This is a genomic window from Pseudomonas sp. HB05 (assembly GCF_016756915.1).
In the GTDB taxonomy this organism is placed as follows: domain Bacteria; phylum Pseudomonadota; class Gammaproteobacteria; order Pseudomonadales; family Pseudomonadaceae; genus Aquipseudomonas; species Aquipseudomonas alvandae.
The window spans coordinates 52,865-65,651 of sequence record NZ_JAESPG010000006.1; the positions used below are offsets into that span (position 1 = coordinate 52,865).

The 12,787-nt window shown below is 61.6% G+C and carries 14 protein-coding genes; 8 read left to right on the plus strand and 6 right to left on the minus strand.

Going from position 1 to position 12,787, the window contains the following annotated elements:
• Positions 1–7: 7 nt before the first annotated feature.
• The gene (locus JMN22_RS08485; protein WP_198796799.1) at positions 8–919 is read right to left on the minus strand and encodes a LysR family transcriptional regulator; all 912 of its coding nucleotides are present in this window, start codon (positions 917–919) and stop codon (positions 8–10) included.
• A gap of 95 nt (positions 920–1,014) precedes the next feature.
• On the opposite strand from JMN22_RS08485, the gene JMN22_RS08490 reads away from it, so the two are divergent.
• From JMN22_RS08490 to JMN22_RS08500, 3 genes are all read left to right on the plus strand, one after another.
• The gene (locus tag JMN22_RS08490; protein WP_198796798.1) at positions 1,015–1,458 is read left to right on the plus strand and encodes an ester cyclase; all 444 of its coding nucleotides are present in this window, start codon (positions 1,015–1,017) and stop codon (positions 1,456–1,458) included.
• 28 nt (positions 1,459–1,486) lie between these two features.
• Entirely contained in the window at positions 1,487–2,407 is a 921-nt protein-coding gene (locus tag JMN22_RS08495) for an NADP-dependent oxidoreductase (protein ID WP_198796797.1), read from the plus strand.
• Positions 2,408–2,524: 117 nt separating this feature from the next.
• Complete coding sequence (locus JMN22_RS08500) at positions 2,525–3,265, plus strand: substrate-binding periplasmic protein (protein WP_198796832.1); 741 nt, start codon at positions 2,525–2,527, stop codon at positions 3,263–3,265.
• 12 nt (positions 3,266–3,277) lie between these two features.
• Here JMN22_RS08500 and JMN22_RS08505 read toward each other — a convergent pair whose 3' ends face one another.
• Positions 3,278–3,736: a winged helix-turn-helix transcriptional regulator gene (locus tag JMN22_RS08505; protein ID WP_030140596.1), complete on the minus strand. Its 459-nt coding sequence runs from the start codon at positions 3,734–3,736 to the stop codon at positions 3,278–3,280.
• 205 nt (positions 3,737–3,941) lie between these two features.
• Between JMN22_RS08505 and JMN22_RS08510 the strand changes: the two genes are divergently transcribed.
• The 3 genes from JMN22_RS08510 (at position 3,942) to JMN22_RS08520 (ending at position 6,286) form a co-directional block, all read left to right on the plus strand.
• The gene (locus JMN22_RS08510) at positions 3,942–5,138 is read left to right on the plus strand and encodes an MFS transporter (protein ID WP_030140595.1); all 1,197 of its coding nucleotides are present in this window, start codon (positions 3,942–3,944) and stop codon (positions 5,136–5,138) included.
• Positions 5,139–5,213: 75 nt separating this feature from the next.
• The gene (locus tag JMN22_RS08515) at positions 5,214–5,915 is read left to right on the plus strand and encodes a hypothetical protein (RefSeq protein WP_030140594.1); all 702 of its coding nucleotides are present in this window, start codon (positions 5,214–5,216) and stop codon (positions 5,913–5,915) included.
• A 98-nt stretch (positions 5,916–6,013) separates the two neighbouring features.
• Complete coding sequence (locus tag JMN22_RS08520; protein ID WP_198796796.1) at positions 6,014–6,286, plus strand: YceK/YidQ family lipoprotein; 273 nt, start codon at positions 6,014–6,016, stop codon at positions 6,284–6,286.
• Between the two features lie 134 nt (positions 6,287–6,420).
• Here the strand turns inward: JMN22_RS08520 and JMN22_RS08525 are convergent, their stop codons facing one another.
• Entirely contained in the window at positions 6,421–7,275 is an 855-nt protein-coding gene (locus tag JMN22_RS08525) for a LysR family transcriptional regulator (protein ID WP_198796795.1), read from the minus strand.
• A 74-nt stretch (positions 7,276–7,349) separates the two neighbouring features.
• Between JMN22_RS08525 and JMN22_RS08530 the strand changes: the two genes are divergently transcribed.
• Positions 7,350–8,321, plus strand: a complete 972-nt coding sequence (locus tag JMN22_RS08530) for a DMT family transporter (RefSeq protein ID WP_198796794.1) — start codon at positions 7,350–7,352, stop codon at positions 8,319–8,321.
• Here JMN22_RS08530 and JMN22_RS08535 read toward each other — a convergent pair.
• Both JMN22_RS08535 and JMN22_RS08540 read right to left on the minus strand, forming a co-directional pair.
• Positions 8,285–8,839 carry a DUF488 domain-containing protein gene (locus JMN22_RS08535; RefSeq protein ID WP_030140591.1) on the minus strand — a complete coding sequence of 185 codons (555 nt, stop codon included), beginning with the start codon at positions 8,837–8,839 and terminating at the stop codon, positions 8,285–8,287. The genes JMN22_RS08530 and JMN22_RS08535 overlap by 37 nt on opposite strands.
• A 348-nt stretch (positions 8,840–9,187) precedes the next feature.
• Positions 9,188–9,535 (minus strand): carboxymuconolactone decarboxylase family protein, encoded by a 348-nt coding sequence (locus tag JMN22_RS08540; RefSeq protein WP_030140590.1) that lies wholly within the window; start codon positions 9,533–9,535, stop codon positions 9,188–9,190.
• 110 nt (positions 9,536–9,645) lie between these two features.
• On the opposite strand from JMN22_RS08540, the gene JMN22_RS08545 reads away from it, so the two are divergent.
• On the plus strand, positions 9,646–10,551 hold the full coding sequence (locus tag JMN22_RS08545; RefSeq protein WP_198796793.1) for an AraC family transcriptional regulator: 906 nt from the start codon (positions 9,646–9,648) through the stop codon (positions 10,549–10,551).
• A 19-nt stretch (positions 10,552–10,570) separates the two neighbouring features.
• On the opposite strand, the gene JMN22_RS08550 is transcribed toward JMN22_RS08545, so the two are convergent.
• Positions 10,571–12,625: a 2Fe-2S iron-sulfur cluster-binding protein gene (locus tag JMN22_RS08550; protein ID WP_198796792.1), complete on the minus strand. Its 2,055-nt coding sequence runs from the start codon at positions 12,623–12,625 to the stop codon at positions 10,571–10,573.
• Positions 12,626–12,787 lie beyond the last annotated feature (162 nt).

A 12,787-nucleotide genomic window follows, 5' to 3' on the forward strand; every position in this document is an offset into this window, starting at 1 on the left:
CGAGGTTTCACACTGTATCGGCGACAGACGCAATCAGCTCCCGGAACCACCGCTGCGCCGGATGCGTGTCGCTGCGCCTGTGCCAGATCAGGTCGAATTGCATGTGCGGCAGCACAACGGGCGGAGCAAACATCACCAACTTGCTGCTGCCCGATGCGCCTGTCGCCACGCGCTTCAGGACCGTTGCCGTAAAACGGCTGCGGGCAATCAACGCGGGAACGGCAAACATCTGCGGCAGGGTCAACGCCAGCGCCCGCCGCTCACCCAGTTGCGCCAGGGCATGATCCACGACGCCGTGCAGTTCGCCTTCGGGAGAAACCAGGACGTGGCGCAGCGACAGGTACGCTTGCAGGGTCATGCCACGTCGTGCGACCGGATGATCATTGGCGACGATGGTCACGAACTCGTCCGTGAGCAGCATGCGCCCGAGAATCCTGGCATCGGCGTGGGTAGGCGGCACGCCGATGGCCGCGTCGATCATGCCGGCGTCGAGCAAATCCACCGCATGGTCCCGGTCGTTGAACGCATGGACATTCAGCGATACCCCTGGGGCCTGTTCGGCGAGTGCCTCCATCAACGGCGGCAACAGCACGTAGGCCGGGTAATCGGACAACCCGAGCTTGAAGACCATTGACGCTTTTTCGGGATCGAACTCCGGCCGGCTGACCAAGGTAGTTTCCAGCTGCCGCAGCGCTTGGGAGATCGGCTCCGCCAACTCACGGGCCCGCGGCGTTGGCAGCAGGCCATCGGCGCTGCGGGCGAAAAGCGAATCGCCCAGGAGCGTGCGCAGCCGACCCAGGGCGGCGCTCATTGCCGGTTGACTCACGCCTACCCGAGCGGCCGCGCGCGTGACATTGCGCTCGTTCATCAGCGCATCGAAGGCCACGAGCAGATTCAGATCGATCCCGTGAAAATCCATAAATCAAATAATCATCTATATCGTTTATTTGTTAGACGGATTGTAGCCCGCGACCGGACAATTTCGCCATCGAACCCAACCGCCGCGAGAACATCATGCAAGCGAATCCTGACCTGACTGAACAATTGAAGCGTGAACGCGTAGCCGTCGAGACACTGTATCGAGCCTTCAACGAACAGAATCCCGATCTGGTAGACGATGTGCTCTCGCCCCAGTGGGATGACATTCCCCTCGCCCCCGGCCAGGTGCCTGGCCCTGAAGGCATCAAGCCAATCATCCGCAGCTTCGTCCAAGCCTTCCCGGATGTCCGGATCACCGTCCACGACATGGTCCAGGAGCCCGGAAAAATCGGCGTGCGCGCGGAAATTACCGGGACCCATCAAGGCGAGTTTTTCGGCATCGCGGCCACCGGCACGAAGGTCGGTTTCCGCATCCATGAATTCCACGTGCTGGATAACGCCAAGCTGACCACGACCTGGCACATGGAAGACTGGTTCGGCCTGTTTCTCCAACTCGGTCAATTTCCTGCACAAGCCTGATAACACGCGGATTAAGGGGAGTCTCTTGATGAAAAACGCTTTGATTAAAACCTTCGGCAGCCCGGATGTCGTCGAGGAAGGTGAACGTACGTTGCCTGCGATTCAACCTCACGAGGTCGTGGTCCGCGTCGAAGCGGCCAGCGTCAACCCGCTGGATGTGAAGATTATTGCCGGATACATGCAAGCTATCTTTCCAGTCGATTTGCCTTACGTGCCGGGTACGGATTTCAGCGGTGTGGTCGAGTCCGTCGGCGAACAGGTGAGCGACCTCCAGCCGGGCGACCGCGTGGTGGGCCGGACCGCGCCGAGTGCCGGTGGAGCATTCGCCAGGGCGCTGGTCATCGCCGCCTCGGAACTTTGTCTCATCCCACCACAGATGAGTTTCGAGCAGGCCGCCGCCCTGCCCACTGCCTACGGCACGGCGGCGCTGGCATTGTTCGAGGTCGGCCGGCTGCGACGCAACCAGCGCGTATTGATTCACGCCGGTGCCGGTGGCGTCGGCAGCATGGCCGTGCAACTGGCCCACCTTGCGGGCTGCCATGTGATAGCGACAGCGTCTGCAAAAAACATCGAGCGGGTGAAAAGCCTGGGCGCCGATGAGGTCATTGACTACAGGACCCAGAGCCTCGAACACGTGCGTGATATTGACCTGGTACTCGATACCCTCGGAGACGACACCCTCGAAGCCTCCTGGCATGTGTTGGGCGCCGGAGGCCGGATCGCCTCGCTGGTGGACTTCGACATAACGTCCCGGGACGAGCATGCCGGCGAGTTCGTATTCTTCTCGACCGCAGTGCCGTTCCTGCCCAAGGCGATCGAACAATTCCAGGCCGGCGACCTGCAGGTCCTTATAGATTCGACGCTCCCGCTGGCCGAGGCACGTGGGGCCGTGGAAAAAGTGGCCACCGCGCATGCTTGCGGCAAGGTGCTGATTCGTCCGGGCGTTTAAGAGGTTGTTCGCATAACGCGGCTGCGGCAGTCGTCAGGCACGTGTTTGGGTCTATGCTTGTCTTGGGTTCGCTCAGGAAGAGCGAACCGCCCATCAGGAGAACACGTGAAGCATTCGATGCCTGCCGCAGCGCTGCTCTGTCTGTTGCTCGGCCCTGCGACCGCAAACGAGCAATATCAGGTCGTCACCGAGGAATGGGCGCCCTACAACTATGTCGAGCACGATCAGCTCACGGGCATGACCACGGAAATCGTGCGGGCCATCATGGCGCTGACCGGGGATAAATTCGAAGTGCTGTTGCAACCCAGCATGCGCGCCACGCAGATACTGAAAAACCGCCCCAAGACCATCATGTATTCGTTATTCCGCACGCCGGAGCGCGAGCCTTTGTACAAGTGGGTCGGACCGATCGTGGAAGAATCCATCCATGCCTACCAGTTGGCCAGCGCACCGCCGATCAATTCCCTGGAACAGTTGCTGCACGCCCCGCAGATCACCACCCGACATGCAGGCCTGGTGCCGCAGACGCTGCAGTCGCTGGGGTTCAACAACCTGGACAAAAGCGCAACCGAAAGCAAGCTGCTCTACCGCATGCTGCTCGCCGGACGAACCAGCATCATCGTCGGCGACACGGCTGCAGGGGTGGCTTATTACAGCCGGCAATTGGAGATTCCGCCGGGCACCCTGAGGCAGATTCCCATCGAGCTCTACCGCTCGTCCTTGTACATCGCCTTCAGCACCGACAGTGACGATGAATTGATCGCCGCATGGAATCGCGCACTGGAGCAGCTACGCCGGTCCGGCGAGTTGTCCCGCATCCAGCGGCGCTATGAACAACAACCTGCCCAGCCAGAATAGGCCGGCGCGCATTCATGACTCGCTGACGATACGTCTCACCCTGTGGCAATCCCCGGGCTGCACGACCTGGCCGGTCGATGAGCGAACCTCCATCGGCATCAGCGGCTGCCCTGACGCGTTGTCCAGCAGTACCGACCTTGTCTCTTCTTCGGCGAACAGAAACCGCTCGCCCCACTGCCTCAAGCTGATCACGATCGGAAAGACCTGCTGGCCTTTTTCCGTGAGGACATATTCCTTGTAGGCGCTTCCGTCCGATGCCGGTTGTACCTGGAATACGCCGGCCTCGACCAGGGCCTTGAGGCGCGAGGCGAGGATGTTCTTGGCGACGCCGAGGCTTTTCTGGAATTCGCTGAAGCGGCGGATGCCGTCGAAGGCGTCGCGGATGATCATCAGAGACCAGCGGTCGCCGATGATGTCCAGTGTTCGGGCTACCGGGCATTCGTTATTCGTTGATGGAGCGTGTCCTGACATCGTGTTGACCTGTTTGAGTTCTTGTAGGAGCGAGCCTGCTCGCGAAGAGGCCTGTACATCCAGCACCTTCATCGAAAATGACACCGCGTTCGCGAGCAGGCTCGCTCCCACAGGGAACGGCGGTGTAGATAATCTGGTTGCAATTAAAAACCTAATCGCGCAAAAATGAAACAGGTTTCTAATTGCAACCGGATCAAGGAGCACCATGACCGCCTACACCCACCTCCCCCAAGGCCTGTCACCCCGCCTGACGTTCCTCTTCTCGATCACCTGCGCCCTGGCCGTCGCCAACGTGTATTTCGCTCAACCACTCCTCGCTTCAATGGCAGAAAGCCTCGACGTCGCCCCCGCCTCGATCGGCAGCGTAGTAACCGCCACGCAGCTCGGATACGCCTTGGGATTGCTCTCCATCGTCCCGCTGGGCGACCGGATCGACGGCAAACGGTTGATCCTCACTCTGGTTACGTTATCGGTGATTGCCCTGGCGGGCGTCGGCGCATCACAGCATTGGCTGGTCCTGCTGGGTGCCATGATCGTCACGGGTTTGCTGGCCGTGGTCGTCCAGGTGCTCGTCGCCTATGCCGCCACGCTGGCTGCCCCAGCCCAACGTGGGCAGGCGGTCGGAACGCTCACCAGCGCGATTGTGCTGGGCATTCTCCTGGCACGGTTCATATCTGGATTGATTGCCGACCTGGCAGGTTGGCGGGCGGTTTATCTGGTGTCGTCGGGACTGATGCTGGTCATCGCGGCGGTGTTCTGGAAAGTGGCGCCCACCGTCGTGTCATCCCCTGACCGACAGTCTTACCCGGCATTGATCCGCTCGTTGTTCCAACTGTTCATGACCGAACCGCTCTTGCGGATCAGGGGCCTGTTCGCCCTGCTGATCTTCGCCGCGTTTTCCGTACTGTGGACCGCCATGGTCCTGCCGCTGAGCGCCCCGCCGCTGTCGCTTTCCCACACCGCCATCGGCCTGTTTGGCCTGGCCGGCGTTGCGGGGGCGCTGGCGGCTCGACGTGCCGGGCGCTGGGCCGATCGAGGGTTCGGACAACGCGTCACCGGCCTGTCGCTGGCGCTCCTGGTGCTCGCATGGCTGCCCATCTCATTCGCCGAAAGCTCCCTGATCGCCCTGGTCTGCGGCGTGGTCCTGCTCGACTTCGCCGTGCAAGCCGTGCACGTCACCAACCAGAGCCTCCTTTTCGCCGCGCGCCCCGACGCGCAAAGCCGCATGGTCGGTGCCTACATGTGCTTCTACTCGATGGGCAGCGCCCTCGGAGCCGTCGCAGCGACCCAGGTCTATGCGCTCTGGGGCTGGGTCGCGGTCAGTTGGCTGGGTGGGTTGATCAGTGCGGTGGCGTTGTTGCTTTGGTGCGCTTCGACTCGTCTGGCAGCGTGCGGCGAATAAAAAACGGTATGAACAATTGGCCATACGGTAATCTTCACCGCCAATTTCAGTGTTGATCCAAGGAGCCCTCGATCAATGTCGCTTAGTTTTCGCAGCTACGCCCTGCTGACGTGCCTGTTGTCTGAGCTGTGCATGGCCAAGACGTTGCCTATAGACCCACGCGGTGAAACGCTTTATCAGCGGGCCGTCCCATATCTAGTAGAAGCGAACAGCAAGCTCGAGGCAGTTACAGCCGAGACGCCAACTACCGGAGCGCAGGAAAAGGAGCGCTCCCTGAACCTGGCCGGAGAAGCTGGGTTATTGCTCAAGCACGCAATGCCCCTCCTGGAACAAGCAGCAGCCCTTGATCATCCGGTCGCCCAATATCGTCTCGGGCTGATTTACGTGATGCTTTCTCCAAGCGAAGTGATAAAAGAAAAAGCCTGCCCTCTGTTTGAACAAAGCCTCGCTCAAGGCTTCGCTCCGCCGGCTTTGGAAATCTCATCCTGGTGCATCGCATTTACCGAAACGCCCGAGTACCAGGCTGCATTGCAAGCCATGGAAACCAGCATTCCGCTCTACGAACAATACTTTCCACAGCCTGTCGTCAGGCTTGAATGCAGGAAAGAGGAACCTGTGGGATTCGCCATGCAATGGGGCAGCGGTCGTGACTTCCAGGCGGAGATCTATCGAATACAGGGAAACATCAACCGCGCTCGACGCTTGGAGTATTACCAGAAAGCCATCGACGTCAACGACTGCTACAGGGCCAAGAAGCGCATGGAGATTTTTAAATAGTCGCAGGCGCGATGAGACTGCAAAGCACATTGTTCGATCTAGATGCAGGTCCGCCTGGTACAAATGCTACAGTCGCGCACCAACAACGAGGGAACGCCATGCGCATCATTGGAACAGCTCTGACCATCGCACTGCTGACAGGATGCGCGACGGCCAACGAAACCTTTGGCAACGGGGGGCTCTGCGGCGTCCAACCTTACTGCGGGGTGTACTTCGATTACCAGATCCTCAAGGAAGCGGTGACGGAGGATAACGCGACGTACGCCAGTGCGTTTGCGCCGTTGGCGGCCATCGACCTGCCCCTGAGTTTCGTCGCCGATACGCTGATCCTGCCCTACACCATTTTTCAGATAAGGCCGTCCGAAGAATAAACCCCGCGTCCACGGCCTGCGCCGCCTAGGCGTTGAAACGCTGCTCCAGCTCCTCGCCATGATCGACCCAAATTGTATGGGCGCGAAACGTTCGGTCGCCTGCCCCTCTCCGCCAGGAAATACCCGACCTCTGCCTACAGCCGAAAACGCTGTTGCATGGCCTCGCCAAGCAGATCAATCGCTTCTTCCGCGTATGACGTTTCGGATCGCATGAACACCACTTTGTGGTCGGCAATCACCGGCAGGCCATCAAGGATGCGCATGTTTTCGGTCACACGGGCGCGGTCGATCAGGCTGATCGCCAACCCGGCCTCGACACAGGCCTTGATGGCTTGGTTGGACGGGCTTTCCAGGACGATGCGCAAACGCCGGCCACTGTCCTTGAGCGCTTGCATCATCGCCTGGCGATACGGGCATTGGGTGGCATGCACCGCGAGCGCGAGCGGCGCTGTCGAGCTGGCTGTCGTGTGGATTGCCCCGACCCAAACGGGCGTCGTGGTAGTCAGGACCTGTGCGCCTGTCGAAGGCTGGTCCATCGGCTGGGTGAGCACGGCCGCGTGGAGCTTGCCGCGCTGCACCTGTTCGCGCAGGGCGTAGCTGGGTGCCGTCTTGAGTTCCAGGATCACGTTGGGCCAGGCAGCCGTGAAGGTCGGAAGGATGTCGCGGATGACATGGTCGGCGTATTCGTCCGGCACGCCCAAACTGATGCGCCCCGCCAGCCGTGTGCCTTGGAGGTCAGCCAGCACCCGGTCGTGGGTCGCGAGCAGCTCGGTGGTGGAAACGAGCAAACGCCTGCCCAGCGCAGTCAGGGCGACTGATTGATTGTCCCGGTCAAGCAGACGACCGCCGGCGACCGCTTCCAGGCGCTGGATGTGCACGCTCACCGCCGCCGGGCTTTTATGCAGCTGTTGCGCTGCCGCGCTGAACTTGCCGATTCGCGCAACCGCATGAAAGGTCCGGATCAGTTCGATATCCAGTATGGCTGTCATGATTCAATCTTCGTGAACGAGTACTGCAGGAAATTTTGATTTATTAGATTAGTCGGCTTTCGTAGCTTGTGACCATGAACTCGCCCAAATCGATCACTTGCGCCTCGTCCCCCAGTTGCTACTGGCTGATCCCTTTGCCGCTGCTCGAAGCGGCGTTGCTGGTGGCGTGGAGCTCCGGCTTCGTCGGTGCGCGATTCTCCATCGATTACGCGCCGCCGTTGCTCGTGGTGTTCTGGCGCTGCGTCCTGGTCACGCTCTTGCTGTTCCCATTTGTCGCCAGGCAACTGCGGCAGACTTCATGGGTCGCGCTGCTGAAAAATGCCGGTATCGGCTTGCTCGCCATGGCCGGCTATCTCGCCGGCATTACCCAAGGCATTGCCCTGGGCGTGCCGGCGGGGCTGGCGGCCTTGTTCGCCGACTTGTTGCCGTTGGGCCTCGCGCTGCTGGCCGCCGGTGTGCTCGGCCAACGTCTGACGTCGCGGATCTGGGCTGGCTTGCTCGTCGGCGTGGCCGGCGTCGCCCTCGGCACCCATGGCGCATTGGCGTGGGGCAGCGCGCCCTTGTGGGTTTACGGCCTGCCGTTGCTGGGCATGCTGTCGCTCGCCGCCGCGACGCTGTGGCAAAAGCAACTCCCGGCCTCGCAGTCCATGGACCTGTTGCCCAACCTCTGGCTGCAATGCTGCGTCTCGGGCCTGGCGTTCGCCCTGATCGAAGGCATGCAGGGCGGCCTGGCGCCGATAGCCAATACCGGGTTCGTATTGAGCGTCTTATGGACGGCGGGGTTGTCGACGATGGGCGGATACGGGCTCTACTGGTTGTGCCTGCGCCGAGCCTCGGCGACCCGTGTCGCCAGCATCCTGTACCTGAGTCCGCCCATTACGATGCTTTGGGCCTGGGCAATGTTCGATGAACCATTGTCATGGCAGATGGCGCTGGGGATGGCGCTGTCTGCGGTCGGGATCTGGCTGGTCGTGCGCGAGGAAACGCGTGACGCGCGACGTAAACAACCTCACGGAACGGCTGCCGGGTCGGAGACTGCCGGATAGGTCAGTTTCAGTCCGGACCGCCGTGCCGCCGGATTCAAGACCGCTTGGGTCGCCTTGTCTTTGTCCATGATATGGAAGACGTCGACGTCGCGAAGCAACAGGTAGTCGGTAATGATCCGGCGATGACAGCGCCACCAGACCGCTTCCGCGCACATGATGGCGCACCGTCGCGTCCGGCTGAGCGCCCGGAGGCGATCCAGGCCCGCCTCGAATTCGTCCGACAACGCGTAATCCGCGTAATTATGGAAGCTACGGTTTTCCCAGAATCCATTGACGTCATCGGGAACCGTCACGGACTTTTTTCGCAAGCCGCCCAGCTCTCGGATCTGCTCATGCTGCAACCCGAGGGGCGCCAGCAATCCAGGCAGCGTATCGAGGTTGTATTGAGGATTGGTCCGCGACCTTGGAACCGTCCTGACGTCGACGATCATCTCGACCTCGAAGCTTCTTACGATCTCCACGAATTGCTCGAGCGTCCGGGTCGAGTGACCGATCGTGTACAGGCTGGTTCTTTCCATGGGGGATCCGAATTCAACGATGTGCCTTCACTAGGAGCCACCCTGCGACGGGTTAGTTTCCTCATAATGTGTATTGCACATCGGCGTCTGGTTCTCCCGGTCGACCTCCGATCCAACTGTGGGAGATTGCTCGCAAAGACGGCGGTACAGCCAACATCCCCATCAACCGAACCATCGCTATCGCGAGCAAGCTCGCTCCCACACTGGATTTCGCTTCATCACGAGTCCGGCATACACACCGATCCCTGTGGGAGCGAGCTTGCTCGCGATGGCGGCCTTACAGTCGATGAAACAACCACAAAAAAGCCCGGCCACATTAACGTGCACCGGGCTTGGCAAAGCGCAGGATCAGGCTGGTTGCTTGAGCGTGTCGTACGCCTCCAGCGAGCGTAGCGAGTAGATATACGCCGCACCGGCATTCAACGAGATGGCGGTTGCCAAGGCGGCGGCGACTTCCTCGCGGCTGGCACCGGCCTTGATGGCGGCGTCGGTGTGGACCCCGATGCATCCGTCGCAGTGGGTGGTGATTGCCACCGCCAGGGAAATCAGCTCGCGGGTCTTGGCGTCGAGTACGTTGTTTTCGCTGGCGGCTTCTCCAAGGGCCATATAGGCCTTGACCATTTTCGGGTTGCTGCGGCCCAGGGCACCAAAGGCTTTCTGGATGGTGGGCAACAATTCGGACCAATTATTGAACATGGCATTAACTCCTGAGTGGGTTGGGTGTACTGTTTCAACGCCCTCAGTTTTCCACTTGGGTGCGGGTCAGGTTTGTTCGATCCGCTCAGCTTTTGTCGCGAAACGCTCAAATGAATGCCATCGATAAACTCATCAGCCTGGCCAACGTCCGCGGCAGCCTGGACCTGCGTTGTCAGTTCCAGGGTGACTGGGCCCTGGACCACGAACAGCAGACACTCGGCAACGCGCCCTACCACATCGTGCTGGCAGGGGAATGCCGTGTTGAGTTTCCCGACGGCCAGCGCTTGCCCATGCGTGCCGGCGACATCCTGTTATTACCTCGCGGCGCCCCGCATGTCATGCACAGCCCCGGAAAAACCGTGGCGCCGACCTCGCCGAAGGTCATCAGCGGCGCCACACTGCCGATCCATCGCATCGGCGGTGCCAGCCCGGAACTGGACATGCTCTGTGGTGGATTCCACTTCAATCGCGCCTCGCTGCTGTTTGCGTCGCTGCCTGAATACCTGGTGATCCCCAGCGGTGCGCTGCCGGCCAACGGGCCGTTGCCGGCACTGGTCGATGTGATTCGTGCCGAAGCGGACGCGAACAAAGTCGGCGCGCGCTTCCTCCTTGATGCGCTGTCCCAGGCGCTGTTCACCTTGATCCTGCGGGCCCACCTGGCGAACCACGGCCAGGACAGCGGATCGCTGGCGCTGCTGGGCGATAAACGCCTGGGCCGCGCCTGGCAATCCATGTTGGACGACCCGGCCCACGAATGGACCATTCAAAGCCTGGCGGACCTGGCGAGCATGTCCCGGGCCAACTTCATGCGGGCGTTCGTCAAAGTGGCCGGCGTCTCGCCGTGGGTGCTGCTGACGCAGGTGCGCATGGAGCTGGCGTTCAGCCTGCTGAGCCACTCCCATCTGGGCCTGAGTGATATTGCCGTGCAGGTTGGCTACCAATCCCAGGCGGCGTTCAGCAAGAAATTCAAGGAACTCTATGGCGAGGCGCCGGGACGCGTGAGGCGGACGATCTAATCCGCCTGCATCGCCGGTTTCAGGCCTCCAGCACCAAAGGCTCGCTGCCCTGGGCCGGTACCGCGCAACAGATCAGCACTTCGCCATCGGCCACCGGCTCGGCGGGTTGGGTCAGGTAATGCACCTGGCCTTGGGTCATGCGGGTTTTGCAGGTGCCGCAGGAACCGCCGCGACAACTGAACTCCGGGTTCAGCCCGCGGGCCTCGGCCAGCTCCAGCAACGTCCCGCTGCCCGGTTCCCAGCGCGCCTCCTTGGCCGAGCTGGAGAACAGCACTTTCACCGGCTCACTCGCCGCCGGCACCTGTTCGGCCGCCGGTACGCTGACCTCGATATCGCGCACCAACGTGGACGGGCCGAAGGTCTCCGCGTGGATGCGATCATCCGGGATGCGCAGCTTGCGCAGGCCGTCGTACAGCGCCTGGGTAAAGGTACCCGGGCCGCACAAGTAAAAATCGTAGTCGTCCAGGGGCAACAGTTGCTTGAGCAACGCCACATCGATCCGGCCGGCCACGTCATAGCCCTGCCCGGCCTTGCCGTCGGTAGGCGGTTGGCTGATCAGGCGCAGCACCTTCAGCTTGTCACCGGCCCGCGCCACCAACTCATCGATTTCTTCGCGAAAAGCCAGGTCGGCCACGTGCCGGGCACTCTGCACCAGCCAGACCGGGCGCATGCGGCTGATGCGTTTCCCTTGGTAGACGACCTCGCGCAGCATCGACAACAGCGGCGTGATACCGACCCCCGCCGCCAGCAGCACCAACGGGCGGCGCTCGGTGGGATTCACGGTGAAGTGCCCTTGTGGCGCCCGGGCCTCGATGTCATGGCTCGCCTGGATCTGCTCATGCAGATGCGACGACACCACGCCATCGCGCTTGACGCTGATGCGCAGGAAATCGTCCGATGGCGCGCTGGACACGCTGTAGGTGCGGATCGACGGTGCCTTCTGTCCTTCCAACAACACCCGCACAGGCAGATGCTGCCCGGCTTCGAACCGGGGCAAGCCGGCACCGTCGGTGGTCTGCAAGTAGAACGAGCGGATGTTGTGGCTTTCGTCCACCACGCGGGTGACCTGCAGCGCACGCCAGTGGGTCCGCAGCGCTTCGGCCTGCAAACGCTCGGCGGTCTGCTCCCAACTGCCGGTCATCAGTGAATTGGGCGAGTCGCCTTCGGCCTGATCCTTCCAGCGCAACGGTATCGCCGCCGGACGGTAGACAATGCGCTGCGGGGTAAACCGCAACAGCCGCTCGGCGCCCTGGAACGCGGCGATCTGCGGGTCGTCCAGCAACACCTGCGCCGAACCGCTCATTTGCAGCAGATCGCCGGTCTGGAAATCGACGAAGACCAAGCCTGCGCGAGGGTTCAGCAGGATATTGCCCAGGGTGTTGAAAAACAGGTTTCCGGAAAAATCCGGGACAGTCAGCGTCCCGTCCTCGTCCATGCGCACGAAACCGGGCTTGCCACCGCGATGGGAAGCATCGACCTGGCGCTCGCCGTCGCGCACCACGTAGGTGGCGACATAGAACGAATCGGCCGCCGTGACCAGCCGACGAACCAGCGGATCCGCCACCGCCAGTTCCCGGGACACGGCTGGCTGCTCATCGACAAAGCTGTATTGCCGCAGATTGATGTAGCGCGGGCAGTTGCCGTAGGCCTGGCTCACCGAAATCTCCAGGCCATGGTCGAGCTGGCGGCGCACCACGCCATTCATGCGATTGCGCCGACGGGTGTGCAACTCGATACCCAACATCCCGATGGCATCGCCCTCGCCCATGCCCGCCTGGGCCGGGTCCTCGGGCTGCGGATCGAAATGGATATCCAGCGTTTCAGGATCCGGCGAATTCATGAAACCGGGCTGGCCGGAGCGCAGGGTCGCCCAGACATCGCCCTGGCGATCTACGGCCCCCAGCACCACGAACGGCAGTTGCGCATAGAACTCACGGTGCTGGTCCGGCATCCAGGTGCGCGCCAGTTGCCGCTGACCGACACCGGCCATCATCTCCACCGCCCCGACGGAGCGCTGCAAGGTCAACTCACCTTCATGCCAGGGCGAAGGTTGTGCTTTCGTGGCTTCGTTCATCAGCTACTCCTTGCGCCCCCGGCTGTGCAACGGGGTGAATGCGCTGTGGTCAGGGAGGTCCAATCACACCGTTGGCGAACGGTGTGTGCGGTGGAGCCATCTTCTGCCCAAAGCGCCGGCGCAGGAATACGCACGGATTGAAATCCACTGTTGCACGAAATG

What these genes read in the sequence shown, in the direction of transcription:
- JMN22_RS08530 (WP_198796794.1), top strand. Translation starts at nt 7,350, where the DNA reads ATGAACTCGCCCAAATCGATCACTTGCGCCTCGTCCCCCAGTTGCTAC.
- JMN22_RS08510 (WP_030140595.1), top strand. Translation starts at nt 3,942, where the DNA reads ATGACCGCCTACACCCACCTCCCCCAAGGCCTGTCACCCCGCCTGACG.
- JMN22_RS08525 (WP_198796795.1), bottom strand. Translation starts at nt 7,275, where the DNA reads ATGACAGCCATACTGGATATCGAACTGATCCGGACCTTTCATGCGGTT.
- JMN22_RS08540 (WP_030140590.1), bottom strand. Translation starts at nt 9,535, where the DNA reads ATGTTCAATAATTGGTCCGAATTGTTGCCCACCATCCAGAAAGCCTTT.
- JMN22_RS08535 (WP_030140591.1), bottom strand. Translation starts at nt 8,839, where the DNA reads ATGGAAAGAACCAGCCTGTACACGATCGGTCACTCGACCCGGACGCTC.
- JMN22_RS08495 (WP_198796797.1), top strand. Translation starts at nt 1,487, where the DNA reads ATGAAAAACGCTTTGATTAAAACCTTCGGCAGCCCGGATGTCGTCGAG.
- JMN22_RS08520 (WP_198796796.1), top strand. Translation starts at nt 6,014, where the DNA reads ATGCGCATCATTGGAACAGCTCTGACCATCGCACTGCTGACAGGATGC.
- JMN22_RS08515 (WP_030140594.1), top strand. Translation starts at nt 5,214, where the DNA reads ATGTCGCTTAGTTTTCGCAGCTACGCCCTGCTGACGTGCCTGTTGTCT.
- JMN22_RS08505 (WP_030140596.1), bottom strand. Translation starts at nt 3,736, where the DNA reads ATGTCAGGACACGCTCCATCAACGAATAACGAATGCCCGGTAGCCCGA.
- JMN22_RS08550 (WP_198796792.1), bottom strand. Translation starts at nt 12,625, where the DNA reads ATGAACGAAGCCACGAAAGCACAACCTTCGCCCTGGCATGAAGGTGAG.
- JMN22_RS08500 (WP_198796832.1), top strand. Translation starts at nt 2,525, where the DNA reads ATGCCTGCCGCAGCGCTGCTCTGTCTGTTGCTCGGCCCTGCGACCGCA.
- JMN22_RS08545 (WP_198796793.1), top strand. Translation starts at nt 9,646, where the DNA reads ATGAATGCCATCGATAAACTCATCAGCCTGGCCAACGTCCGCGGCAGC.
- JMN22_RS08490 (WP_198796798.1), top strand. Translation starts at nt 1,015, where the DNA reads ATGCAAGCGAATCCTGACCTGACTGAACAATTGAAGCGTGAACGCGTA.
- JMN22_RS08485 (WP_198796799.1), bottom strand. Translation starts at nt 919, where the DNA reads ATGGATTTTCACGGGATCGATCTGAATCTGCTCGTGGCCTTCGATGCG.